We start from the raw sequence: 24,158 nt of genomic DNA, 5'->3' as shown, positions 1-24,158 counted from the left end.
CGGAGGTTTTGGGCATCGTCCAGACCTGCACCGTCCGGCGTCGGACGGTGGATACGATCAAAGAACGGACCACCCCATGGAACTGCCGACCGTCGCGATCGTCGGACGGCCGAATGTCGGCAAGTCGACCCTGTTCAACAGGCTCGTGGGTAAGAAGCTCGCCCTGGTCGACGACCGCCCCGGCGTCACCCGCGACCGCCGCGAGGGCGACGTCCAGTTCGGCGGCCTGAAGTTCCGCGTCATCGACACGGCGGGGCTGGAGGAGGCGGACGAAGCCTCGCTGACCGGCCGGATGCGGATGCAGACCGAGGCCGCGATCCTCGAATCGGACATCGTGCTGTTCGTCATCGATGCCCGCGCGGGCGTGCTGCCGGCCGACCAGCCCTTCGCCGAACTGGTGCGCCGCTCCGGCGTCGCGGTGATCCTGATCGCCAACAAGGCGGAAGGCGGCGCCGGGATGAGCGGCGCCTACGAGGCGTTCGGCCTCGGCCTCGGCGACCCGATCCCGTTCTCGGCCGAGCACGGAGAGGGCGTGGGCGAGTTGCACGAGGCCCTCAAGAACGCGCTGCCCGCCCGCGACGAGGACGAGGACGAGGAGGACGGCCCCGGCGGCAAGGCGCTGCGGGTCGCCATCGTCGGCCGCCCGAACGCCGGCAAGTCGACGCTGATCAACCGCATGCTGGGGCAGGAGCGCCTGCTGGTCGGCCCCGAGGCCGGCATCACCCGCGACTCGATCTCCCTCGACTGGGAGTGGCGGGGCCGGCGGATCAAGCTGCACGACACCGCCGGCATGCGCCGGCGCGCCCGCATCGACGACAAGCTCGAAAAGCTCGCGGTCTCGGACGGCATCCGCGCCGTGCGCTTCGCCGAAGTCGTGGTGATCCTGCTCGACGCCACGATCCCGTTCGAGAAGCAGGATCTGACCATCGTCGACCTGGTGGAGAGCGAAGGCCGCTCCCTGGTGATCGGCCTCAACAAATGGGACCTCGTGGCCGACCAGCCCGGTCTGCTGAAGTCCCTGCGCGAGGATTGCACCCGCCTGCTGCCGCAGGTGCGGGGCGTGGCCGTGGTGCCGCTGTCGGGGCTCGCGGGGGAGGGGGTCGACAAGCTGATGCAGGCCGTGGTCGGCGCGGCCGAGGTCTGGGACAAGCGCATCTCCACCTCCCGCATCAACGACTGGCTCTCGCAGGCGACCCAGCGCAACCCGCCGCCCGCCGTCTCGGGGCGGCGCATCAAGATCCGCTACGCCACCCAGGTGAAGAGCCGCCCACCGCACTTCGCCCTGTTCGGCAACCAGCTCAACGCCCTGCCGAAGAGCTACACCCGCTACCTCGTCAACGCGCTGCGCGAGGCCTTCGACCTGCCGGGCACCCCGATCCGGCTCAGCCTGCGCACCTCGTCGAACCCGTTCGACAAGGGCTGATCACATCGCAGCGGCACTGCGAGACGTCTCGGCCAGCCAGTCAACCACCGCGTCCAGCGCCTGGCGGTTGGTCAGCCCCCTGTCGCGCGCGGCCTCGAAGGCGGCGATCTGCCCGTCTGCGCTGGTGCCGTCCCGGGCGATGGTGCGGGCATGGGCCACCTCCGCGGTGCAGCCGAGCGCCGCGGCATCCTCCGCGATCAGGTCGAGCACGGCGTCCAGGGCCTCGGCGTAGGGCCGTGCCTCCTCGCGGGCCTCGTCGATCATCTCGGCGCCGATGCCGCTGCGCTGGGCCCGCCACAGGTTCTCGTCGGCCAGCGCCCGCGAGACGCCGTCGAGCCCGGCATTGAGGTCCGGGCGACGCACGGCGAGGCGCACGAGGCAGCGGTACACGGCCGCGATGGCCAATGCATCTGCGAGCCGCGTGCAGGAATCGGCGATGCGCAGTTCGAGCGTCGGGAACTTGATCGAGGGCCGGAGCGACCACCACAGGAAGCTCGCATCCTGGATCGAGCCGGCCCGCGTCATGATCCGGACGTAGCGCTCGTAGGCGGTCCGATCCGGGAACAGCTCCGGCAGGCCGGTGCGCGGCAGTTCTCCGAAGGCACTCAGGCGGTAGGCGGTCAGCCCCGTGGGCTTGCCCTGCCAGAATGGGGAGGAGGCCGAGAGGGCGAACAGCAGCGGCTGGAACGGCAGCAGCCGGTTCATCAGGTCGATGCGGGCATCCGGGTCCGGCACCTCGACGTGGACGTGCATGCCGCAGATCAGGCTGCGGCGCCCGGCCATCCCCACGTCGCGCAGGATACCGCGGTAGCGGTCCCCCTTGGTCGGCAGCTGCCGCGACCAGTCGGCGATCGGGTGCGTGCCGGCGGCGAAGACCAGGAGTTCGTGCTCGGCGGCGAGATCGGCCAGGGCGGCGCGCTGGCGGGCCAGCCCCGCGCGGGCGTCCGAAAAATCCGTGACCGGCGGCGTGCAGACCTCGACCTGGCACTGCAGCAACTCGCGCCCGGTCTCGGGCAGGCGCTCGGCCACCTCCAGGTGGAACGGCTTGACCGAGCGCCGCGGGGTGCCGCGGGTCTCCGCATCGGCGAGAAAGTACTCTTCTTCGATGCCGAAGCGGTAGCTGTGGGTGCTCATCTCGTTTCCCGCGCGGTGTCGAACGAGCATATAAGCGCGTATCGTGCGGTTTCGGTCCCGCTTCCGCTACGTCGTCACGACATCGAGGCCGAGCGCGCGTGCGGCGGCTGCCATCTTGTCGTCGAAGGTCGCGAGCACGGCCGAGGCGCGGAAACAGAGGGCGATATTGAGCGCATCGGGCGTGCGCAGGGTCAGATCGAGGCGTCGCAGGAAACGCTCCGCCTCGGCTACGTCCCGTGCTCCGATTTCGATGCGTTGCGCGACCCGGACGATCCATTGATCGAGGTGCGAGAACGCCGTTCTTGCCTGCCCGGCATCGATCTCGCCCATGCGAACCCGACGTCCCAAGGCAGAGGCGAACTCCGCGGCCGCGAAATCGCTGACGACCGGAATTGGCGCGTGGGTCCGGAAGAAGCTGTCCGCGCGCAGCGTCGACGGGTCGTCGGTAAGCAGCGCGACGAGGACGCTGGTGTCCAGATAGGCTCTCACCATTCCTCATCGCGCAGGCGGCTGACGAACGGCCCGGCGTCCTCACGAGGTCCGCGCATCGTCACGCGGCGCATCGCAAGCCAATCCAGGTCGGCGGGCGTGACCGGGCGTCCCTGCGACGGAAGCGGATGCAGGGCGACGACCGGCCGTCCGTCCCGCGTGATCACCACGCCTTCGCCCGCGAGCGCACGGTCGATCAGGTCCGACAGGTGCTTCTCGGCATCGCCGACGCTGTGCTCGCTCATGGGCGCAGAGTACGGGCGGCGGCGCAGCGCTGTCCAGATCGGCCTACGGCGCCCGGAAGGCCCCGCCCACGAGCCAGGCCGGGTCGAACCAGCGATCCGCCTCCCCGTCGTAGGGGAGCCGCGTGATGTCCCAGTTCTGGATGTAGCGCGCGTAGACGTTCCAGACCGCGATGCCACCGCCCACGAAGACGCGCCGGCCGGGATAGCGGGCGAGCACCGCTTCCGGGTCCTCGTGCGAGCGGATCACGTCGATGGTGCGGTCCTCGAACGCGAAGGCCGGCACCGAGGCCACGGTCTTCGGGCCGGCGATCAGGACGTGGCCCATGGTCAGCGCGAAGAAGCGCGTCACGTCCTCGACGAAGAGCGGGTTGGTGTTGCCCTCCCAGGGCAGTTGCCCGTTCAGGCCGAGCTGGCCGCGATGGCCGATCGCGCAGATGCAGCGCACGTCGATCATGGAGATGTCCAGTAAGAGCGGGCTCCGCCCGGATCCCGCCGGGGCCTTGGCCCCGGACCCCTTTATTGAGGCGCTTGCGGTGTCAGGAGCCGGTCGGTCGGGAAGTCAAAAATCTTGCCGGTCTCGGTCCAGGTCGGGGACGCCAGCCGCACGAAGTGGGGGGCGAGGTCGTCCGGGGTCTTGAGCGTCTCCGGGTCTTCGCCCGGCATCGCCGAACGGCGCATGGCGGTGCGCAGCGGGCCGGGGTTGAGCAGCATCGCGCGGATGGCCGTGCTCGTCGTCTCGGCCGCGTAGGTGCGCACCAGCGCCTCCAGGGCCGCCTTCGAGACGGAATAGGGGCCCCAATACGCCGTGCATTTGTTCGCCGCACCCGAGGACACGAAGATCGCCCGGCCGGCATCCGACAGGCGCAGCAAGGGGTCGAGGGAGCGGATCAGGCGCCAGTTGGCGGTGACGTTCACGTCCATCACCTGCCCCCAGACCTTGGGGGTGATGTGCCCGATCGGCATCAGGGCGCCGAGGATGCCGGCGTTGCCGACCAGGATGTCGAGGCGCTTCCAGCGCGCGTCGATCGCCGCGCCGAGCCGGTCGATGCCGTCGGAATCGGTGACGTCCAGGGGCACCAGGGTCGCGCTCGATCCGGCCGTCCGGATCGCGTCGTCGAGCTCTTCCAGCGCGCCTTGCGTGCGCGCCACGGCGATGACGTGCGCGCCGGCGGCCGCAAGCGCCAGGGCCGCCGCCCGGCCGATGCCGCGCGAGGCGCCGGTGACGACGGCGACGCGGCCTTCGAGAATCCTGTCAGCCATGGTCTCTCGAACTCAGTCGGCTTCGGCCAGCATGGCGAGGCGCTTCGGCCCGGCGATGGCCAGGTCCGTCAGGCCGGTCGGGTAGTCGCCGGTGAAGCAATGGTCGGTGTATTGCGGGCAGGCCTCGTCGCGGCGCTCCTCGCCCATCGCCCGGTACAGGCCGGGGATCGAGAGGAAGGCCAGGGAATCGGCGCCGATGTAGCGGCGCATCCCTTCGAGGTCGTGGGTGGCGGCGAGCAGCTTCTCTCGCTCCGGCGTGTCGATGCCGTAGAAGTCGGGAAAGGTGATCGGCGGCGAGGCGATGCGGAAATGCACCTCCGCCGCCCCGGCCTCGCGCATCATCCGCACGATCTTCACCGAGGTGGTGCCGCGGACCAAGCTGTCGTCGACGAGCACGATGCGCTTGCCCTCGATCGCGGCGCGGTTGGCCGAGTGCTTCATCCGCACCCCGAGTTCGCGCACCGACTGCGTCGGCTGGATGAAGGTGCGGCCCACGTAGTGGTTGCGGATGATCCCCATCTCGAAGGGGATGCCGGTCTCTTGCGCGAAGCCCAGGGCCGCCGGAACGCCGGAATCCGGGACCGGCACGACGACGTCGGCGGGCACGGCGGCCTCGCGGGCGAGTTCGCGGCCGATGTTCTTGCGCACCCCGTAGACGCTCTTGCCGTTCACCACCGAATCCGGCCGGGCGAAGTAGATGTACTCGAAGATGCACGGCCGCATCGGTCGTCTCTCGGCGAAGCGGATCGACTCGATGCCGTCCTCCGAGATCACCACGACCTCGCCGTTCTCCACGTCGCGCACGAACTTCGCGCCGATGATGTCGAGCGCGCAGGTCTCGGAGGCCAGCATGTAGCGGCCGTCGAGTTCGCCGATCACCAGCGGGCGGATGCCCAGCGGGTCACGGGCGCCGATCAGCTTCTTGTTGGTGAGCGCGACGATGGCATAGGCGCCCTGGATCGCCTGGAGGGCGTCGATGAAGCGCTCGACGATCCGCGGCTTCCGGCTGCGGGCGGCCAGGTGCAGGATCACCTCGGTGTCGGAGGTCGATTGCGTGATCGCTCCGTCGCGCACGAGGTCGCGGCGGATCGAGAGGGCGTTGGTCAGGTTGCCGTTATGCGCCACCGCGAGGCCGCCGCCGGCCAGTTCCGCGAACAGCGGCTGCACGTTGCGCAGGATGGTGCCGCCGGTGGTGGAGTAGCGCACGTGGCCGATGGCCGCGCGGCCCTTGAGGCGCTCGATCGTCCCGGCGTCGGAGAAGGAATCGCCGACGAGGCCGGGCCTGCGCTCGGAATGGAAGACCGCCCCGTCGAAGGAGACGATGCCCGCTGCCTCCTGGCCGCGGTGCTGGAGGGCGTGGAGGCCCAGCGCCACGACCGCCGAGGCGTCCGGGTGCCCGAAGATGCCGAAGACGCCGCACTCCTCGCGGAGCGTGTCGCCCTCGCCGTCGTCATCGGAAGGGCTGGGGGCAGGCACGGCGCCATGTGACATGCTCGGGTCGATCCCTGGTTGCCCTCGGCCGAAAAAGCCCGGGTGCGCGCCGCAGGCGAGTCGAGGCGGCCGGAAACGCCCCTACAGGACCGCTCCCTTGGAATCGTTCTCGTCCGGCACCGTCATCAAGCCGTTATCTGAGGGCCCGTCGCATCGCAACCAAGCGGGAGCGAATGCAGGTCAGCGTCGCGGTGCGGGCGTGGCTGGCGCGGTCTCGGTCCGGCGCTGGGCCGGCACGTCGGTCTCGGCCGGGGCCTCGACGGGCTCGTTCGGCGGCGTCTCGACCTTGGGCTTCTTGAACTGCTTCAGGAAGCCTTCCGGGTTCTCGGGCAACTGCGCCACCAGGGCGTCGCCGGATTTTTCCAGCATCGAGCGCGAGCGGGCCTGGGCTGCCCATTCCGGCACCTTGCCCTGCACCAGCCAGGACAGGAACACCCAGCCGATCACGCAGATCAGGAAACCGCGCCCGGCCCCGAACAGGAAGCCGAGCGACCGGTCGACGGCACCGATCCGGGAATCGAGCACTACGTCCGAGATCTTCACGGTGATGATCGACACGACGATCAGCACCCCGAGGAAGATCGCGGCGATGGAGGCGACGAGGGCCACGGTGTCGCTGGTGACGTGCTGCTTGACGGTGGGCAGCAGCAAGGGATGGAACGACCACGCCACGGCGGCGGCGGCGACCCAGGCGATGATCGCCAGCACCTCGCGGGTGACGCCGCGCACGGCCGCGAGCAGCGCGGAGACCGCGACGATGCCGAGCACGACGAGATCGAGAACGGTGAACGGCATCGTGGGATTCGGGTCGGGCGGGGAGGTGCCACGGCGAAACGAACGGGTCTGCGGCTCCCCAGGGCCGCCGCGCCTGTATACCGTGCGGAACCTCGGCCGTCACCCTCGCCGCCGCCGACGCCCGAAGGAAGGCTCTCCTGCGACCCGACAGCCGCAGGTTGAATGTGGATAAGCCGCACCCCGGCCTCGTATCGATCGCCGGCCATGCTCCTCGATCGGGCCGAGGGCAGGCCCTCAATCCGCCTCCTCGTAGCGCGGCGCGCTGCGCCCCCGCCCGGAACCCACGCGCCGCGGAGCCCCGGAGGCGATACCGGCCACGAGGTCGGCGATGTGGCGCAGGCTCTCGGTGGCGAGCGCGCGGTCGGTGGTCTCGCCCCGGCCCTGCGGCATCATCGCTTTGGCGAAGCCGAGCTTCTGGGCCTCCTTCAGCCGGGCGCCCGCCTGCGCCACCGGGCGGACCGCGCCGGACAGGCCGATCTCGCCGAAATACACCGTCTCCGGCGGCAGGACCGTGCCCGAGAGCGACGAGACCAGGGCGGCGGCCACCGCGAGGTCGGCCGCCGGCTCCGTGATGCGCAGGCCGCCGGCCACGTTGAGGTAGACGTCGTGGGTGCCGAGCCGGATGCCGCCGTGGGACTCCAGCACCGCCAGCACCATCGAGAGGCGGTTGGGGTCCCAGCCGACCACGGCGCGGCGCGGCATGCCGAGGGACGAGGGCGCAACCAGGGCCTGGATCTCCACCAGTAGCGGCCGGGTGCCCTCCATCCCGGCGAAGACCGCGGTGCCGGCGGCCTGCTGGTCGCGGCCGGCCAGGAACAGGGCGGAGGGGTTGGGCACCTCGGAGAGCCCCATGTCGGTCATCTCGAACACGCCGATCTCGTCGGTGGGCCCGAAGCGGTTCTTGACCGCGCGCAGGATGCGGAAATGATGGCCCTGGTCGCCCTCGAAGGAGGCGACCGCGTCGACCATGTGCTCCACCACCCGCGGCCCGGCGATCTGCCCGTCCTTGGTGACGTGGCCGACCAGGATCACCGCCGTGCCCGTGGTCTTGGCGAAGCGGATCAGGGCCTGGGCGGAGGAGCGCACCTGCGTCACCGTGCCCGGCGCCGATTCCACGGTCTCGGTCCACATGGTCTGGATCGAATCGATGATGGCCAGCGCCGGCGGGCGGCCCTGCGACAGGGTCTCGACGATGTCCTCGACGTTGGTCTCGGCCGCCAGCTCCACCGGCCGGCCGGAGAGGCCGAGGCGCTCGGCGCGCAGCCGTACCTGTCCAACGGCCTCCTCGCCCGAGATGTAGGCCACGCGCTCGCCCGTCCCGGCCATGGCGGCCGAGGCCTGCATCAGCAGCGTCGACTTGCCGATGCCGGGGTCGCCGCCGAGCAGGATCACCGAGCCGCGCACGAAGCCCCCGCCGGTCACCCGGTCGAGTTCCGCGATGCCGGACGGGATGCGCGGCGCCTCCCTGGCCTCGCCGGTCAGCCCTTCGAGGGGGAAGACCCGGCCGCGGGCGCGCGACGGCCGTGTCGCCGCGGGACCGGCCTGCGGGCCGGAGCCGCCGGGCGTCTCCTCGACGATCGTGTTCCAGCCGTTGCAGGCCTCGCAGCGCCCGCGCCAGCGGTTGTAGACCGCCCCGCAGGACTGGCAGACGAAGGTCTGGTGGATCTTGGCCATGTTTTGGAGGGTGCGCGCTTCGGGGATGCGGTCCGGCGTCAGCCGCCAGCATACGCTCGAACATAACGGGAACCTAGCCCCGTCAGGATTTCGTAGCCGATGGTGCCTGCCGCCCGCCCCACCGTGTCGAGGTCGAGGGAATCGCCGATCAGGGTGGCGCGGCCGCCGCGGGCGGCGCCGGGCACACCGGTCACGTCGAGGATGACGAGGTCCATCGAGACGAGGCCGAGGATCGGGCAGGCCACGCCGTCGACCAGGGCGTGTCCGCGCCCGCTCGCGGCCCGGGGATAGCCGTCGGCGTAGCCCAGCGACAGGGTGGCGAGGCGGCGCGGGCCGGAGGCGGTCCAGCGGGCGTTGTAACCCGCGCTCTGCCCGGCCTCGACGGTGCGCACCTGCGCGATCCCGGCCTCCAGCCGCACCACCGGCCGCATCGGATTCGTTTGGCCGGGAACCGGATTGCCGCCGAACAGGGCGTAGCCCGGCCGCAGGAGTTGATGGTGGGCCTCCCCGCCCAGGAACACGCCGGAGGAATTGGCCAACGATGCGCGCAGGTGCGGGAACGCGGCGGCGACCCGTGCGAAATCGGCGACCTGCCGGGCGTTGACCGGCTCGTCCGGCAACTCGGCGCTGACGAGGTGGCTCATCACCAGGTCGATCCCGGCCGCCCGGATCCGCGGATCGCCCGCCAGCGCCAGCGCGTCCGGCACCGGCAGGCCGAGGCGGTTCATGCCGGTATCGACGTGGAGGGCTGCCGGCATCCGCCCCGGCGACAGGGCGGCCCATTCGGACAGCTCCTCCACCGAGCCGAGGACCGGGCGCAGGGTGTTCGCGATGTAAAGTGACGCGCTGCCCGGCAGCAGGCCGTTCAGCACGTAGATGGCGGCCTCGGGCAGGCAGGCGCGGGCCTCGAGGCCTTCCGACAGGTGCGCGACGAAGAACGTGCGGCAGCCGGCCCGCCACAGGGCCGGCGCCACCATCGACAGGCCGCAGCCATAGGCGTCGGCCTTGATCACCGCGGCGCACTCGGCGTCCGGCGCCCGCACGCCAAGCCGCCGCCAGTTCTCGCCGATCGCGCCGAGGTCGACGGTCAGGCGGGCGCCATGGGCGGCCGGCGGGCTGCGTTCTCCGGTCGGGGCTCTGGTCTCGGGCGGAATGGTCGGGCTCCGGTGCTCTCGTCCGCGGGGCGGCATGACATCCCGCCGCCCGCCGATGCAAGTCTCGCGGCAGGTCGGGCTCACCGCCGTGACGGTCAGGCGTCGCCGTTCGCCGAGGCCCACGGGATCGGCCGGGTCAGGGCCGTCTCGAAGTCGTAGGGGCAGGCTTTGGGGAACACGTCCTCCGTCAGGCCGAGGTCGTCGGCGGCCTCGATCCGCGCCTTCGCGTAGGCCGGCCCCAGGACCTCGCCGAGGGCCGGCCCCAGGCTCGGGCTGTCGCGCAGGAGCGCCTCGGCGTCGAGGCGCCCGTTCCAGATCGCGGCCGTCCAGCCGCGGGTCCGGCCCTCGGGCCGGTGGTCCCATTTCAGCAGGTGGCGCAGGAGGCCCTGGAGGGTCTCGGCCAGCCGGTGCCGCTCGATGAAGGCCAGCCCCTCGATCGCCTCGGCCACCTGCTCGGCGTCGAGCCTGTCCCAGGCGCGGGCGCGCAGGTGGGCCGCCTGCTCCACGGCCCAGGCGTGGACGTCCGCCTCGGGCGGCGTGCCCGGCACTTCGGGCCCCTTCGCCTGCTCCGGACCCGCCACCGAACCGCCCCCTCCGATCGAACCGGGGCCGACCCTATCACATCTGTTCAGGCAGGCGGTCGCTCTGCGCGAGATTCGAGAATCGCGTGATATTGGCGTCGAACTGCAGCTCCACCGTGCCGGTCGGCCCGTGCCGCTGCTTGCCCAGGATGACTTCGGCCTTGCCGTGGACCCGGTTCATCTCCGTCTCCCAGGCGAAGAACTCCTCGGTGCCCTCGCGCGGCTTCTTGTTGTTGACGTAATACTCCTCGCGGAAGACGAACATCACCACGTCGGCGTCCTGCTCGATCGAGCCGGATTCGCGCAGGTCCGAGAGCTGCGGGCGCTTGTCGTCGCGGTTCTCGACCTGGCGGGAGAGCTGGGACAGGGCGATGATCGGGACGGCGAGTTCCTTGGCCAGGGCCTTCATGCCGGTGGTGATCTCGGTCATCTCCTGCACCCGGTTGTCGCTGCGCTTGCCCGAGCCCGCGAGCAGCTGGAGGTAGTCCACGATCAGGACGTCGAGGCCCTTCTGGCGCTTGAGGCGGCGGGCGCGGGCCGCGAGCTGCACGATGGAGATGCCGCCGGACTGGTCGATGTAGAACGGGATCGTCTGCATGTCGCGGGCGGCGTCGGTGATCTTGTAGAAGTCCTCGGGCCGGATGTCGCCGCGGCGGATCTTGTAGGAGGGCACGCCGGACTGCTCGGCGATGATACGGGTGGCCAGCTGCTCGGCCGACATTTCGAGGGAGAAGAAGCCGACGATGCCGCCGTTCTTGGTCTTGATCGTGCCGTCCGCCTGCTTCTCGCCCTGGTAGGCCTTGGCGATGTTGAAGGCGATGTTGGTCACGAGCGAGGTCTTGCCCATGGCGGGACGCCCGGCGAGGATGATCAAATCCGAGGGTTGGAGGCCGCCCATCTTGGCGTCGAGGTCGGAGAGCCCCGTGGCGATGCCGGAGAGCTTGCCCTCGCGCTGGTAGGCCTTGGCCGCCATGTCGACGGCCGCGGTCAGGGCGTCCGAGAACTTCTGGAAGCCGCCGTCGTACTTGCCGGCCTCGGCCAGCTCGTAGAGTCGCCGCTCGGTCTCCTCGATCTGGTCGCGGGGCGCCGATTCCACCGGCGCCTCGTAGGAGCCGTTGACGAGGTCCTCGCCGATGGTGATCAGCCGGCGGCGGATGGCGAGGTCGTAGATGGTGCGGCCGTAATCGCCCGCGTTGATGACGGTGGTGGCGTCGGCGGCCAGCCGCGCGAGGTACTGCATCACCGTCTGGCCGCCGAAATCGGCGTCGCCCAGATAGGTCTTCATGGTGATCGGCGTGGCGAGCTTGCCCGCCTTGATCAGAGAGGCCGCCACCGAGAAGATCTGCTGGTGGGCGTCCTCCATGAAATGCTCGGACAGGAGGAAGTCCGAGACCCGGTAGAAAGCGTCGTTGTTGACCAGTAGCGCGCCGAGCAGGGCCTGCTCCGCGTCGATGTTGTGAGGAGCGACGCGGTATTCCGCCTGCACGGCCTCGAGCTTGGCCGTCAGGGCGTTGGGCAGGGCCATGGGCGACGCTCCGAATCGGCGCAGCCCGGCGGGCGGCGCTCCAAACCTCATCCCCGCAACCATGGCACCGGCATGGTTGACCGTTGCTTAGCCGGGGGATTCCGAACCGCGCCGGGACCGAACGCAGGACGCCCGCCACTCGGGGAGTGGCGGGCGTCCATGCTGGAACAAATGTGGAACTTGTCAACCCTGTCGGATCGTGATCCCCGCAACCCACCGCATCGGAAGACCCACGCGGCGGAGGACTAAAAGAATCAGTTGCGGTCGTCGGCGCCTTCGCCGGCATCGGCGAGCGCCATGCCGACTTCCAGGCCGAGGTCGTCGAGGTTGAACGCCTCGCGCTCGGTGACGGATTCGCCGCGGGCCTGACGCTCGGCCTCCTCAGGGCTGCGGGCGACGTTGACGGTGATCTTCACGTCGACCTCGGGGTGGAGCACCACCGGGATGGTGTGCAGGCCCAGCGTCTTGATCGGCTGGTTCAGGGTGAACTGGCCGCGCTCGACCGAGAAGCCGTCCTTGGTGACGACCTCGGCGAGATCCCGGGTCGAGACCGAGCCGTAGAGCACGCCGGACTCGCCCGACTGACGGATCAGGACGAAGGTCTGGCCGTCGAGCTTCTCGGCGACGGCCGAGGCCTCCTTCTTGCGGTCGAGGTTGCGCGCCTCGAGCTGGGCGCGCTGGGTCTCGAAGTGCTTCTTGTTGCCTTCCGTGGCGCGCAGGGCCTTGCCGCGGGCGAGCAGGAAGTTACGGGCGAAGCCCGGACGCACGTTCACGGTCTCGCCCATCTGGCCGAGCTTGGCCACGCGCTCAAGCAGGATCACTTCCATCGTCTTGTTCCTCTTTCGGTTGGTTCGCCGGATCGGCGGGTCTCTCAAGGTCTCGCGACGCCGTCCTTCGGGCGGCGCCGGTTGAGGGCGGTGTCGGCCAGGCCGAACAGGGTGAGGGCGACGAGGGCGATGCCCTGCGTCACGAACAGGATCAGGTACATCCCGAACAGCATCATGCCGCGGCCGGGCCGGCCGCGGCTGCGGTCGTGGAAGGCGGCGAGGCCCTGGAGGGCGAACACGGCGCAGAGCGAGCCGATCAGGGCGCTGCCGAGGATGCCGACATAGCCGGGGGCGAAGGCGAGGACGACGGCGCCGGCCAGAAGCGCCAGCACCGCGCGCGGCATCACGGTCGCGGGGATGTCCGGCCAGGGCCGGTGCAGCCGTCCGGAAATCCTGACGATGCGGGCGGCCGCCCACAGGTAGAAGGTCAGCAGGAGTGCCAGCCCGTTGGCGGCGAAGGCCGGGACGACGCGGGCGAGCGCGTCGGCAAGGTCGGCATGGGCTTCGGCCTGCGCAGCGTCGGGGGCGGCGTCCGGCTTCCCGTCGGCGTCGGGCTTCGCGTCGGAGGGGGCGGCCTCGCCGGGCTTGGGTTCGGCGCGCGCGGGAGGGGCCGGAACGTCGCGCATCTGCGCCCGGACGACGGTGCCGGCCAGCGAACGGAGCTGGCTCTCGAAGGCCGCGTGGTTGGGGGCGGACAGGAAGGCGATGGCGATGAAGGCGAGCGCCGCGGTGGCGCCGACCCAGCCGAGCAGGCGCCCGACCGGATACCACTCGATGCCGCCGTCCGGTCCGGCGCGGCCGAGCATCGCGAGGTAGGCGAGCCACCAGGCCGGCACGGCGAGGTAGGCGGCAAAGCCGAGGCCGAGGAAGGGCGAGACCACCAGCGCCAGGGCGAGGCTGCCGGACACGGCGGCCGCGAGCGCAGCCTTGTGGCTCCAGCCGAGGCCGACGATCAGGATCGGCAGGGGCGCGAGGAGGTAGAGCACGATGGCCAGCGGCGTCGCCTTCAGGAGCACGCCGAACAGGAGTGCCGAGACGAGGCCCGCGCCGATGCCGATGCCGAGGTTCTGGACCATGAAATCCGCTGTCCCGCCGGCCCGCATGCCGCGGCCGGGGTTAGAGGCGGGAGCCGCCCCAACGATGTCCGGCCGCACCGGGCGGCCGGACGTGTGGATGCCCCCGAACGTGGGGGAGGGTGCCTACTTGATGACGTAGGGCAGCAGGCCGAGGAAGCGGGAGCGCTTGATCGCCTGGGCGAGTTCGCGTTGCTTCTTGGCCGAGACCGCGGTGATTCGGGACGGCACGATCTTGCCGCGCTCGGAGACGTAGCGGGAGAGGAGCTTCACGTCCTTGTAGTCGATCTTCGGCGCGTTGGCGCCGGAGAAGGGACAGGTCTTGCGACGACGGAAGAACGGACGACGGCCACCGCCGGCGCCACCAGCACCGAATGCCATGACTTAGTTCTCCCCGCCGAAGTTGCGCTCGGGCCGGTCGCCGCGGTCTGCGCGGTCGCCCCGGTCCCCACGGTCGCGGTCGCCGCCGAAGCCGCCGCCGCCACCCCCACCACCGAAGCCATCGTCGTCACGACGGCGGCCGCGCTCACGATCCTTGCGGTCGTCGCGGTCGCGCTTCTGCATCATCGCGGACGGCTCGGACTCGAGGTCCTCGACGCGGATCGTCATGAAGCGCAGCACGTCTTCCGAAATCTGCATCTGGCGCTCCATCTCGGCCACGGCCGCCGGGGGTGCGTCGATGTTCAGGAGCGTGAAGTGCGCCTTGCGGTTCTTCTTGATCCGGTAGGCGAGGGACTTGACGCCCCACATCTCGATCTTCTCGAAGCGTCCGCCGTTCTGTTCGACCACGCCCTTGTAGGTCTCGATCATCGTCTCGACCTGCTGGGACGTGACATCCTGGCGTGCCAGGAACACGTGTTCGTAGAGAGGCATTTCGGGCCCTTCATCTGGAATGGGGCCGCGACGCGCGAGAGATGCGTGGAATCGCCGGGCCGGTTCGTTCGCATCGCCCGGCGCCAAGCCCTTCGAGCCGTTATCGGGCCCGAGCGGTTGATCGAAGGCGGAGACACAGGACGACGGGAACCAGTCCCTGCACCGCGAGCGGCACCGTCCGTTCAGCCCCCAGCCGGAGCGAACGCGAGGGGCGGCGCATAGTCGGTTTTCCGACTTGGCGCAAGCGCGGCGGCGTCCGCCGCGCGGGGCGCATCACTTCAGGGAGCCCGCGATCGCCTGCTGGATGCCGAGGATGTTGGCGCCGCGCTTGAGCGTCCTCTGGATCGGCTCGGGCCTTCCCGAGATCCAGATCTTCAGTTCCGAATCGAGGTCGAAGCTGCCGGCCGTCTCGATCGAGAAGGACGTGATCGCCCGGTAAGGCACCGTGAGGTACTCGACCTTGCGCCCCGTCAGGCCCTGCCGGTCGACCAGGATCAGGCGCCGGTCGGTGAAGACGAACAGGTCGCGGATCACCTTGAAGGCGACCCGCACCGGCTCCCCCTCGACCAGCACGCCGGCCATCTGCTCGTTCACCTCGCCCGGCGTCAGGTCGCTGCCGTGGCCGAGCAGCCCGTCGAGAAACCCCATTGCCCCCTCCCGCCTCATCCAACCGGATCGGATGTGGGTTCGGGGGCCGTCGAAATCATCGGCCCCGCACCCGGGCCGGGCTCCGCTTCCCGTGAAAAATGGTCTACAGCGCCCGCATCCGTCACCGGGATGCCCGCGCCATGCCCGCCTCCGCCCAGCGCCTCGGCGTCAACATCGACCACGTCGCCACCGTGCGGAACGCCCGCGGCGGCAGCTATCCGGACCCGTTGCGCGCGGCCCGCACCGCCATCGAGGCGGGGGCCGACGGCATCACCGCGCACCTGCGCGAGGACCGGCGCCACATCCGCGACGCCGACATCGCGGCTTTGCGGGACCTGCCGGTGCCCCTGAACTTCGAGATGGCGGCGACCGACGAGATGGTGGGGATCGCCCTCGCCACCCGTCCGCACGCCGCCTGCCTCGTGCCGGAGAAGCGGGAGGAGCGCACCACCGAGGGCGGCCTCGACATCGTCGGGGGTCGCGAGCACCTGGGCCCCCGCATCCGCGCCTTGTCGCAGGCCGGCATCCGGGTCTCGCTGTTCGTGGAGCCGGACCCGGCCGCGATGGAGGCGGCCCACGCGCTCGCCGCCCCCGTCGTCGAGTTGCACACGGGCAGCTATTGCGAGGCCGTCGTGGCGGGCGACGCCGCCCGCACCGCCCGCGAACTCGACCGGATCGTGCGTGCCGCCGGGCACGGCGCCGGGCTCGGCCTCGAAATCCATGCCGGGCACGGGCTGACCCTGGACAGCGTCGGGCCGGTGGCGCGGCTGGCGCAGATCCGCGAGCTGAACATCGGCCACGCCCTGATCGCGGAGGCGATCTTCGTCGGGCTGGGGCAGGCCGTGCGCGACATGCGCGCCGCGATGGACCGGGCGCGGATGCCCCGATGATCCTCGGCATCGGCTCCGACCTCTGCGACATCGACCGCATCGCGCGCTCGCTGGAGCGGTTCGGCGAGCGCTTCACGCACCGGGTGTTCACGCGAGGGGAGCGCGAGAAATGCGACCGGCGCGCGGCCCGCGCGCCCTCCTACGCACGGCGCTTCGCCGCCAAGGAAGCCTGCGCCAAGGCGCTGGGCACCGGCCTCAGCCGCGGCGTCTTCTGGCGCGACATGGAAGTGGTGAACCTCCCCGGCGGCCGTCCGACCTTGCGGCTCACCGGGGGCGCGGCGGCGCGGCTCGCGCAGATGCTGCCCGCCGGCCACGAGGCGCGCCTCCACATAACGCTCACCGACGACCCGCCGATGGCGCAGGCGTTCGTGATCGTCGAAGCGGTGCCCCTCGGCACGGTGCGGGATTAGCCGGCAGGCCGGTCCGTTGCGGGGGGGCGGCGCTTGGTCTAGACCCCGGCACGCAGCGGACACGATTGCGGCGCATTCCTCAGGCCAAGCGCCCCCGCGGCGACACGCCGACCGGACGGCCCGCCCCGGGCCGCGACGAGATCGAGCCGAGACGTAAGCGAGATGGAACGCGCCCGCGTGGATCAGGACGGCAAGCACGAGGTCAGGTCCGCGGACGGCGGCACCTGGGCCAGCATCCGCGAGACCATCAAGGTCGGCCTCCAGGCCCTCCTGATCGCCCTGGTGGTGCGCACGCTGCTGTTTCAGCCCTTCAACATCCCCTCGGGCTCGCTGGTGCCGACGCTGCTGATCGGCGACTACCTGTTCGTCTCGAAATACTCCTTCGGCTACTCGAAATATTCCCTGCCCCTGAGCGAATACATCCCGATCAAGTCTGAGGGGCGCATCTGGGCGGCCGAGCCCAAGCGCGGCGACATCGCCGTGTTCAAGCTGCCCAAGGACAACGCCACCGACTACATCAAGCGGGTGATCGGCCTGCCCGGCGACAAGATCCAGATGATCGACGGCCTGCTCAACATCAACGGCAAGCCGGTCAAGCGCGAGCGCATCGCCGACTACGAGACCATCGATCCCTACGGCCAGGCCACCAAGGTGCCGCAATACGACGAGACCCTGCCCAACGGCGTGGTCCACCGGGTGATCGAGCGCGACGGCGACAACGGCTTCTGGGACAAGACCGAACTCTACACGGTGCCCGCCGGCCACTTCTTCATGATGGGCGACAACCGCGACAACTCCACCGATTCGCGCGACCTCGCCAACGTCGGCTACGTGCCCTTCGAGAACTTCGTCGGCCGGGCCGAGATGATCTTCTTCTCCATCGACGAGGGCACGCCCGCCTGGCAGGTCTGGAACTGGCCCGCCCACGTGCGCTGGGGCCGGCTGTTCTCGACCATCCGTTGACCGACGAACGGCCCGAGCTGGCGCCAGCGCCCGCCGCGCGCTCCTCCCGCGCGCGGCGCGCCCACCGGCCGAGGCCGCCCCTCGCCGCCCTCGAGGCCAGCATCGGCCACGCCTTCTCCGACCAGGGCCTGCTGGCGCGCGCGCTCACCCATTCGAGCAAGGCCGCCGGCCGCGCCGACAGCTACCAGCGCCTCGAATTCCTGGGCGACCGGGTGCTGGGGCTGGCCATCGCCGACCGGCTCTACGCGGCGTTTCCGGACGCCGACGAGGGCGACCTGTCGCGGCGCCTCGCCGGTCTGGTGCGGCGCGAGACCTGCGCGGCGGTCGCCGCCGCCTGGGACGTCGGGCCCCATCTCGCCCTCGGCCAGGGCGAGGTCACGGGCGGCGGGCGGCGCAACCAGACTATCCTGGCCGACGTCTGCGAGGCGATCCTCGGGGCGGTCTTCCTCGATGCGGGCTATGCCAAGGCGCTCGCGGTCGTGGACGCGGCCTTCCGGCCGGGCGAACTCACCGATGCGCCGCACCTGCGCGACTACAAGTCGGCCCTCCAAGAGTGGGCGATGGGCCGCAGCCTCTCGATCCCGGTCTACGAGGTGGTCTCCCGCTCCGGCCCCGACCACGCCCCGCGCTTCCGTATCGCCGTGTCGGTCCGGGGCCTGGAGCCGGGCCACGGCGACGGCCCGTCGAAGCGGCTGGCCGAGCAGGAGGCCGCCCGCGCCGTGATGGAGCGGGAAGGCATCGTGGAGGGCGCCTCCCCCCGCCCCGAGACGGCCGCACCGGACAGGACGTGACCATGTCAGACGAGACCCACGATCCGATTCCCGATCCGATTCCGGACCACATCCCGCCGCCCTCCCTGCTCCCCGGCACCCCGGTCGATGCCAGGGCCGGCTTCGTCGCGCTGATCGGCGTGCCGAACGCGGGCAAGTCGACCCTGCTCAACAGCCTCGTGGGCACCAAGGTCTCCATCGTCTCCCGCAAGGTGCAGACGACGCGGGCGCTGGTGCGCGGCATCATGATCGAGGGCAGCGCCCAGGTGGTGCTCGTGGACACGCCGGGCATCTTCGCGCCCAAGCGCCGCCTCGACCGGGCAATGGTGCATTCCGCCTGGAGCGGGGCGGCCGATGCCGACGCGGTCTGCCTGCTCGTGGACGCGCGCAAGGGCGTGACCGAGGAGGTCGAGACCATCCTCGCCCGCCTGCCGGACGTGCGCCGCGAGAAGATCCTGATCCTGAACAAGATCGACCTGATCCTGCGGGAGAAGCTCCTCGATCTCGCCGCCCGCCTCAACGCGGCGGTGCCGTTTGCCGACACCTTCATGATCTCGGCCCTGAACGGCGACGGGATCGAGGCCCTGCGCAAGGCGCTCGCCGCGCGGATGCCCTCCGGCCCCTGGCTCTACCCGGAGGACCAGATCTCCGACGCGCCGATCCGCCAGCTCGCCGCCGAGATTACGCGGGAAAAACTCTACGACCGGCTGCACGAGGAACTGCCCTACCGCTCCACCGTCGAGACCGACCAGTGGGTCGTGAAGTCCGACGGCTCGGTGCGGATCGAGCAGACCATCTTCGTGGAGCGCGAGAGCCAGCGCTCGATCGTGCTGGGCAAGGGCGGCCAGACCATCAAGGCGATCGGGCAGTCCGCGCGCCTGGAGATCGCGGAGGCCGCCGAGGCCCGGGTCCACCTGTTCCTGCACGTGAAGGTGCGCGAGAACTGGGCCGACGATCCCGCCCGCTACCGCGAGATGGGCCTCGAATTCCCCCGCGGCTGAGGTATTGAAGGGGCCCGTCCCTCCCGGATTCGCCGATTCCCTCAGCGGAGCGCTCGTCGGCGCCCGCGGCGGCGGCGCATTCCGAAAAAAGCCCGTTGAACCCGTGACAGTCCCGATTCGCCACGCCGTCTACGGCCTGCCGCCGGCCGACCTCGCCGACATCCCGGAGGAGGCCGTCCAGGTCTCCCCGCTGATCCCCGGCTCGGCCCGGCTGGAGGACGTGCCGCCGGGAACCCTTGCCGGGGCGACCCTGCTCGCGCCGCCCGGCACGATGGAGCGCCGCTACGTCCTGGCGCTCGCCTTACGCGGGCTGGAGCCCGGCGGCACGCTGCTCGCCTTGGCGCCGAAGGACCGCGGCGGCGCGCGACTCGCCAAGGAGCTCGCCGGCCTCGGTTGCACGGTGGCCGATGCGCCGCGCCGCCACCACCGCATCTGCACCACGATCCGTCCCGCGGCGCCGGAGGGGTTGGAGGCGGCGACCGCGGAGGGCGGTCCCCGGCACGTCGACAACCTCGCCCTGTGCACGCAGCCCGGCATCTTCTCCTGGGACCGGCTCGATCCGGGCAGTGCCCTCCTGCTCGCCAGCCTGCCCGCCCTCAAGGGCGTGGGCGCCGATTTCGGCTGCGGCCTCGGCATCCTCGCCCGCGCGGTGCTGGCCTCGTCCGCCGTGACCGGCCTCGGCCTGATCGACATCGACCGCCGCGCCGTCGAGATGGCGCGACGCAACGTCGGCGATCCCCGCGCGACGGTCCGCTGGGCCGACATCCGCGCGGCGGACCCGACCCTGGCGCGCCTCGACTTCGTGGTGACGAACCCGCCCTTCCACGACGGCGGCGCGGAGGACCAGGCCTTGGGAAAAGTCTTCATCGCGCGTGCCGCCGAGGTCTTGCGGCCCGGCGGCACCCTCTGGCTCACGGCCAACGCCCATTTGCCCTACGAGGCCCCCCTGCGCGCGGCCTTCCGCCACGTCACGCCGGTCGCCTCGGCCAGCGGCTACAAGGTCTACGAGGCGCGCAAATGAAGGCCGTGCGGCTCGACAAGCTGCTGGCCAACCTCGGCTACGGCTCCCGCCGCGAGATCCAGATGCTCGCCCGCGCCGGTGCGATCCGCCTCGACGGGGACGCGATCTATGACGCGGGCGGACGCATCCCCCTCGACCCCGACCTGAGCGGGCGGATGACGGTCGGCGGCGAGCCCCTGGACCCGCTGCCCGGCATCAGTCTGATGCTGCACAAGCCGCTGGGCGTCACCTGCTCGCACAAGGAGGTTGGGCCCCTGGTCTACGGCCTGCTCCCCGAGCGCTGGCGCCGGCGCGACCCGCCGCTCTCCACGGTCGGGCGCCTGGACAAGGAAACCTCGGGGCTGCTGCTGCTCACCGACGACGGCGCCCTGCTGCATCGGATCATCTCGCCCAAGGCCAACGTCGCCAAGCGCTACCAGGCCACCCTCGACCGGCCGCTGCGGGGCGACGAGGCCGCGATCTTCGCCTCCGGCACGCTGATGCTGGAGGGCGAGGACCGGCCGCTCCTGCCGGTGGCGCTCGCCATCCACGACGAGACCCACGTCGAAGTGACCCTGACCGAGGGGCGCTACCATCAGGTCCGCCGCATGTTCGCGGCCGTGGGCAACCATGTCGCCATCCTCCACCGCGACCGGGTCGGCGGCCTCGACCTGCCGGCCGACCTGGGGGCAGGGGGCTATCGCGTGATGGGAGCCGAGGCGGTCGCGGCCGTCTTCGCCGGGACCTGACCGCCGCCGGATAAACGAAAAAAATTGCCTTGCCCGGCGGCCTCTGCTAAGGGGCCGCCCATCCCACACGCGGAGCCGGCCTCATGCCTGAATGAGGCGTTTCCGGTGACCGGCCCCCTTGGCCGGTCGCATCCCTCCGCGGCGGACACAACCGGAGAGCACACATCATGGCCGTCGATTTCTCTATGCGTCAGCTCCTCGAGGCCGGCGCCCATTTCGGTCACCAGTCCCACCGCTGGAACCCGAAGATGCAGCCCTACATCTTCGGTACCCGCAACAACATCCACATCATCGACCTCGCCCAGACCGTGCCGGCGATGCACCAGGCCCTCCAGGCCGTGAGCGACACGGTGGCCAAGGGCGGCCGCGTGCTGTTCGTCGGCACCAAGCGCCAGGCCGCCGACACCATCGCCGAGGCCGCCAAGCGCTCCGCCCAGTACTACGTCAACTCTCGTTGGCTCGGCGGCATGCTGACCAACTGGAAGACCATCTCGGGCTCGATCTCGCGTCTGCGCAAGGTCAGCGAGACCCTTGAGACCGGCGGTCCCGGCCTGACCAAGAAGGAGCGCCTGATGCTCTCCCGCGAGCAGAGCAAGCTCGAGAAGGCGCTCGGCGGCATCAAGGACATGGGCGGCGTGCCCGACCTCCTGTTCGTGATCGACACCAATAAGGAGCAGCTCGCGATCAAGGAGGCCCAGCGCCTCGGCATCCCGGTCGCGGCCATCGTCGACACCAACTGCAACCCGGACGGCATCACCTACGTCGTGCCGGCCAACGACGACGCGGGCCGTGCCATCGCCCTCTACTGCGACCTCGTCGCCCGCGCGGCGATCGACGGCATCTCCCGCGGCCAGGGCACCTCGGGCGTCGACCTCGGCGCCTCCGAGGAGCCGATGGCCGAGGAGCTGCCGGCCAACGACGACGCGGCCGCGGTCTCCGTCGAGTCGGGTGCCCTCGACCCGGCCGACGTGGCGATGCTCGCCGAGACGACCGAGCACTTCGAGCTGCTCGCCGCCCCCCGCGGCGCGCCGGACGACCTGACCAAGCTGAACGGCGCCGGTCCGCAGATCGTGCAGAAGCTCAACGACGCCGGCATCTACCATTACTGGCAGATCGCCGCGATGAGCGCCGACGACGTCGCCAAGGTCGACGGCGACCTCAAGCTCAACGGCCGCTTCGGCCGCGACGGCTGGGTCGAGCAGGCCCGCGGCTTCGCCGAGGCCGCCGCCGCCGCCTGATCTCTTTGGGGTTTCGCGCCGGCCCTTGCTCGGGCCGCCCGCGGATCGCTGACACATCCGGGCCCGGCGCTCCTTCGGAGCGTCGGGCTCCTCTCATCTGATCTCCAAGATCGTTCGATCCTCTAGATCACTCGATTTCTACGAAAGGACCGGCCATGGCCAACATCACCGCCGCGATGGTGAAGGAACTGCGCGAGAAGACCGGCGCGGGCATGATGGACTGCAAGGGCGCGCTCAACGAGACGGCCGGCGACCTCGAGGCCGCCGTCGACTGGCTGCGCACGAAGGGTCTCGCCAAGGCCGCCAAGAAGGCCGGGCGCGTGGCCGCCGAAGGGCTCGTGGCCGTCGAATCTTCCGGCCACCATGCCGCGATCGTCGAGGTGAACTCCGAGACCGACTTCGTCGCCCGCAACGACGCCTTCCAGGCCTTCGCCCGCGAGGCCGCCAAGACCGCACTGGACAGCGACGGGACCCTGGATGGCTTGCAGGCCGCCCACTTCCCCGGCGACTCGGCCACCGTGGCGGAGAAGCTCCAGAGCCTCATCGCCACCATCGGCGAGAACATGAACCTGCGCCGCGTGGCCAAGCTCGACGTGAAGAAGGGCGTGATCGCGAGCTACGTCCACAACCAGATCGCCGAGGGCCTCGGCAAGATCGGCGTGCTCGTGGCACTGGAGTCCGAGGGCGACGTGGACGCGCTCTCCACCCTCGGCCGCCAGATCGCCATGCACGTAGCCGCCACCAACCCGGTGGCGCTCGATGCCTCCGGCGTCGACCAGGCGACGCTGGACCGCGAGATCGGCATCCTGCGCGAGAAGAACGCCGGCAAGCCGGACCACGTGCTGGCCAAGATCGTCGAGAGCGGCCTGAAGACCTACTACAAGGAGGTCACCCTGCTGGAGCAGCCCTTCGTGCACGACGGCTCCAAGACGGTCTCGCAGGTGCTCAAGGACGCCGCCGGCAAGGTCGGCGCCCCCGTCGCCCTCACGGGCTTCGTCCGCTACGCGCTCGGCGAGGGCATCGAGAAGGAAGAGGGCCCGGACTTCGCCACCGAGGTCGCCCAGCAGGCCGGCCGCGCCTGACCCTTTCGCAAGCGCTTGACGAGGAGCCCTGGCCCGCAAGGCCGGGGCTTTTTAGTTGCCGCCACGCTGCTCCGAACGGATAGGCCGTGACCAGGCGTGCCACACCGGTCCCGCCGGAATCGACCATCCACACCGATCTGACGCGCGGCGAAGGGCCGGTCGGCGTCGGGATGGGGCCTTCGAAGATCAGCTTGTGGCCGCGCGGCACGACCAGGTTGCCGACATCGGTTTCCAGGCTCGTATGCGCGATCAGGGCCTGCGCGAGTCCATCCGGCGGCGGCGCGACGAACCCATGGTTTTCGAAGAACCTCGCCTTGGGCCGACCGTCCCGGCTCGCCGGTGTCAGGAGATAATGCGTGATCTTCCGGGGATGGATGACGAACCCGGCAGGCCACGAGATATAGGGCGTCAAGAAGCGGCCTTGAGGCTCTGCGCGATGGCCGCTCGCTCAACGGTCGCCAGAGCATGGAAGGGTTCGGAGAACTCCACTTCGAAGGCGTTCCCTCCGGCCCAGACGCCGACTACGGTGCCGCTCGACCCCTCAGGGATCGTGGCTCCGTCGTCGCTGCGCATGGCGACGGCGAGCGTGACCTCGTCCAGCGCGTCGATCGCGTGGCGGCGCTCGTAGGGCACGAGGCCGGACCTCGGCTCGAACGACAGGCCCGTCGATCCTTACTTGGCGATGCCCCGGTGCGACCGCCGAAGCCTCAGGCTACGCGATTGCGAACCCGGCGCAAGTCGTGCGTTCTTCGATGTGTACTGGCAGAGCCCCGCCATTCCAGTCAGCCAGGGGCTTCAGTCACTCTCGACTGTTCCCATGCCCCTGACGTAGAAGCCCCTCGGTTCGGAAGCACGCGGCGGAT

General features: G+C 70.5%; 28 protein-coding genes. 10 read left to right on the top strand and 18 right to left on the bottom strand.

All coding sequences use genetic code 11. The features are described 5' to 3' along the window. The first annotated feature begins 76 nt into the window (after positions 1–76). Complete coding sequence (der, locus tag COGEMETH_RS03260; RefSeq protein WP_238181192.1) at positions 77–1,423, top strand: ribosome biogenesis GTPase Der; 1,347 nt, start codon at positions 77–79, stop codon at positions 1,421–1,423. Here der and COGEMETH_RS03255 read toward each other — a convergent pair whose 3' ends face one another. From COGEMETH_RS03255 to COGEMETH_RS03180, 16 genes are all read right to left on the bottom strand, one after another. Beyond that, a complete protein-coding gene (locus tag COGEMETH_RS03255) occupies positions 1,424–2,557 on the bottom strand; it encodes a carboxylate-amine ligase (protein ID WP_238181191.1) in 1,134 nt (377 codons plus the stop codon). A 66-nt stretch (positions 2,558–2,623) separates the two neighbouring features. Beyond that, on the bottom strand, positions 2,624–3,049 hold the full coding sequence (locus tag COGEMETH_RS03250) for a type II toxin-antitoxin system VapC family toxin (protein WP_238181190.1): 426 nt from the start codon (positions 3,047–3,049) through the stop codon (positions 2,624–2,626). Continuing rightward, the gene (locus COGEMETH_RS03245) at positions 3,043–3,291 is read right to left on the bottom strand and encodes a type II toxin-antitoxin system Phd/YefM family antitoxin (protein ID WP_238181189.1); all 249 of its coding nucleotides are present in this window, start codon (positions 3,289–3,291) and stop codon (positions 3,043–3,045) included. Before COGEMETH_RS03245 ends, COGEMETH_RS03250 begins: the two co-directional genes overlap by 7 nt. Positions 3,292–3,334: 43 nt before the next feature. Beyond that, complete coding sequence (locus COGEMETH_RS03240) at positions 3,335–3,745, bottom strand: dihydrofolate reductase (protein WP_238181188.1); 411 nt, start codon at positions 3,743–3,745, stop codon at positions 3,335–3,337. 62 nt (positions 3,746–3,807) lie between these two features. Beyond that, the gene (locus COGEMETH_RS03235) at positions 3,808–4,551 is read right to left on the bottom strand and encodes an SDR family NAD(P)-dependent oxidoreductase (protein ID WP_238181187.1); all 744 of its coding nucleotides are present in this window, start codon (positions 4,549–4,551) and stop codon (positions 3,808–3,810) included. A gap of 12 nt (positions 4,552–4,563) precedes the next feature. Then, positions 4,564–6,042 (bottom strand): amidophosphoribosyltransferase, encoded by a 1,479-nt coding sequence (gene purF / locus COGEMETH_RS03230; protein WP_238181186.1) that lies wholly within the window; start codon positions 6,040–6,042, stop codon positions 4,564–4,566. A 180-nt stretch (positions 6,043–6,222) separates the two neighbouring features. Then, complete coding sequence (locus tag COGEMETH_RS03225) at positions 6,223–6,837, bottom strand: CvpA family protein (RefSeq protein WP_238181185.1); 615 nt, start codon at positions 6,835–6,837, stop codon at positions 6,223–6,225. Between the two features lie 234 nt (positions 6,838–7,071). Beyond that, positions 7,072–8,511 carry a DNA repair protein RadA gene (gene radA / locus COGEMETH_RS03220; RefSeq protein WP_238181184.1) on the bottom strand — a complete coding sequence of 480 codons (1,440 nt, stop codon included), beginning with the start codon at positions 8,509–8,511 and terminating at the stop codon, positions 7,072–7,074. A gap of 38 nt (positions 8,512–8,549) precedes the next feature. After that, positions 8,550–9,701: an alanine racemase gene (gene alr / locus COGEMETH_RS03215; RefSeq protein ID WP_238181183.1), complete on the bottom strand. Its 1,152-nt coding sequence runs from the start codon at positions 9,699–9,701 to the stop codon at positions 8,550–8,552. 59 nt (positions 9,702–9,760) lie between these two features. Further along, positions 9,761–10,246 (bottom strand): DUF29 domain-containing protein, encoded by a 486-nt coding sequence (locus COGEMETH_RS03210; protein WP_238181182.1) that lies wholly within the window; start codon positions 10,244–10,246, stop codon positions 9,761–9,763. Positions 10,247–10,283: 37 nt separating this feature from the next. Beyond that, entirely contained in the window at positions 10,284–11,771 is a 1,488-nt protein-coding gene (locus COGEMETH_RS03205; RefSeq protein ID WP_238181181.1) for a replicative DNA helicase, read from the bottom strand. A 254-nt stretch (positions 11,772–12,025) separates the two neighbouring features. Further along, positions 12,026–12,598: a 50S ribosomal protein L9 gene (rplI, locus tag COGEMETH_RS03200; RefSeq protein ID WP_238181180.1), complete on the bottom strand. Its 573-nt coding sequence runs from the start codon at positions 12,596–12,598 to the stop codon at positions 12,026–12,028. Positions 12,599–12,642: 44 nt separating this feature from the next. After that, positions 12,643–13,674 carry a hypothetical protein gene (locus tag COGEMETH_RS03195; protein WP_238181179.1) on the bottom strand — a complete coding sequence of 344 codons (1,032 nt, stop codon included), beginning with the start codon at positions 13,672–13,674 and terminating at the stop codon, positions 12,643–12,645. A gap of 123 nt (positions 13,675–13,797) precedes the next feature. Further along, complete coding sequence (rpsR, locus tag COGEMETH_RS03190) at positions 13,798–14,052, bottom strand: 30S ribosomal protein S18 (RefSeq protein ID WP_238181178.1); 255 nt, start codon at positions 14,050–14,052, stop codon at positions 13,798–13,800. 3 nt (positions 14,053–14,055) lie between these two features. Beyond that, complete coding sequence (rpsF, locus tag COGEMETH_RS03185; protein WP_238181177.1) at positions 14,056–14,544, bottom strand: 30S ribosomal protein S6; 489 nt, start codon at positions 14,542–14,544, stop codon at positions 14,056–14,058. A 273-nt stretch (positions 14,545–14,817) separates the two neighbouring features. After that, positions 14,818–15,192 carry a PH domain-containing protein gene (locus COGEMETH_RS03180; RefSeq protein WP_238181176.1) on the bottom strand — a complete coding sequence of 125 codons (375 nt, stop codon included), beginning with the start codon at positions 15,190–15,192 and terminating at the stop codon, positions 14,818–14,820. Positions 15,193–15,332: 140 nt separating this feature from the next. Between COGEMETH_RS03180 and COGEMETH_RS03175 the strand changes: the two genes are divergently transcribed. The 9 genes from COGEMETH_RS03175 (at position 15,333) to tsf (ending at position 23,295) form a co-directional block, all read left to right on the top strand. Continuing rightward, complete coding sequence (locus COGEMETH_RS03175; protein ID WP_238181175.1) at positions 15,333–16,082, top strand: pyridoxine 5'-phosphate synthase; 750 nt, start codon at positions 15,333–15,335, stop codon at positions 16,080–16,082. Then, positions 16,079–16,492 (top strand): holo-ACP synthase, encoded by a 414-nt coding sequence (acpS, locus tag COGEMETH_RS03170; RefSeq protein ID WP_238181174.1) that lies wholly within the window; start codon positions 16,079–16,081, stop codon positions 16,490–16,492. Before COGEMETH_RS03175 ends, acpS begins: the two co-directional genes overlap by 4 nt. A 162-nt stretch (positions 16,493–16,654) precedes the next feature. Continuing rightward, positions 16,655–17,455: a signal peptidase I gene (lepB, locus tag COGEMETH_RS03165; protein ID WP_238181173.1), complete on the top strand. Its 801-nt coding sequence runs from the start codon at positions 16,655–16,657 to the stop codon at positions 17,453–17,455. Beyond that, complete coding sequence (gene rnc / locus COGEMETH_RS03160) at positions 17,452–18,246, top strand: ribonuclease III (RefSeq protein WP_373875307.1); 795 nt, start codon at positions 17,452–17,454, stop codon at positions 18,244–18,246. Before lepB ends, rnc begins: the two co-directional genes overlap by 4 nt. A 2-nt stretch (positions 18,247–18,248) precedes the next feature. Next, positions 18,249–19,226 (top strand): GTPase Era, encoded by a 978-nt coding sequence (gene era / locus COGEMETH_RS03155; protein ID WP_238181172.1) that lies wholly within the window; start codon positions 18,249–18,251, stop codon positions 19,224–19,226. Positions 19,227–19,341: 115 nt separating this feature from the next. Then, entirely contained in the window at positions 19,342–20,247 is a 906-nt protein-coding gene (locus COGEMETH_RS03150; protein WP_238181195.1) for a class I SAM-dependent methyltransferase, read from the top strand. Then, positions 20,244–20,975, top strand: a complete 732-nt coding sequence (locus COGEMETH_RS03145; RefSeq protein ID WP_238181171.1) for a pseudouridine synthase — start codon at positions 20,244–20,246, stop codon at positions 20,973–20,975. Before COGEMETH_RS03150 ends, COGEMETH_RS03145 begins: the two co-directional genes overlap by 4 nt. 167 nt (positions 20,976–21,142) lie before the next feature. Beyond that, the gene (locus tag COGEMETH_RS03140) at positions 21,143–22,213 is read left to right on the top strand and encodes a 30S ribosomal protein S2 (RefSeq protein ID WP_238181170.1); all 1,071 of its coding nucleotides are present in this window, start codon (positions 21,143–21,145) and stop codon (positions 22,211–22,213) included. A 155-nt stretch (positions 22,214–22,368) separates the two neighbouring features. Continuing rightward, a complete protein-coding gene (gene tsf, locus COGEMETH_RS03135) occupies positions 22,369–23,295 on the top strand; it encodes a translation elongation factor Ts (RefSeq protein ID WP_238181169.1) in 927 nt (308 codons plus the stop codon). On the opposite strand, the gene COGEMETH_RS25760 is transcribed toward tsf, so the two are convergent. Both COGEMETH_RS25760 and COGEMETH_RS03130 read right to left on the bottom strand, forming a co-directional pair. Next, a complete protein-coding gene (locus COGEMETH_RS25760; protein WP_373875306.1) occupies positions 23,198–23,707 on the bottom strand; it encodes a DUF6883 domain-containing protein in 510 nt (169 codons plus the stop codon). The two genes, tsf and COGEMETH_RS25760, sit on opposite strands and share 98 nt — an antisense overlap. After that, a complete protein-coding gene (locus tag COGEMETH_RS03130; protein ID WP_238181168.1) occupies positions 23,704–23,928 on the bottom strand; it encodes a DUF4926 domain-containing protein in 225 nt (74 codons plus the stop codon). The genes COGEMETH_RS25760 and COGEMETH_RS03130 overlap by 4 nt, the downstream gene beginning before the upstream one ends. Positions 23,929–24,158: the final 230 nt, after the last annotated feature.

It is taken from the genome of Methylobacterium trifolii (assembly GCF_022179685.1).
GTDB classification, from domain to species: domain Bacteria; phylum Pseudomonadota; class Alphaproteobacteria; order Rhizobiales; family Beijerinckiaceae; genus Methylobacterium; species Methylobacterium trifolii.
The sequence above is the reverse complement of the archived record's forward strand: the minus strand, read 5'-3'. Positions and strand labels throughout refer to the sequence as shown.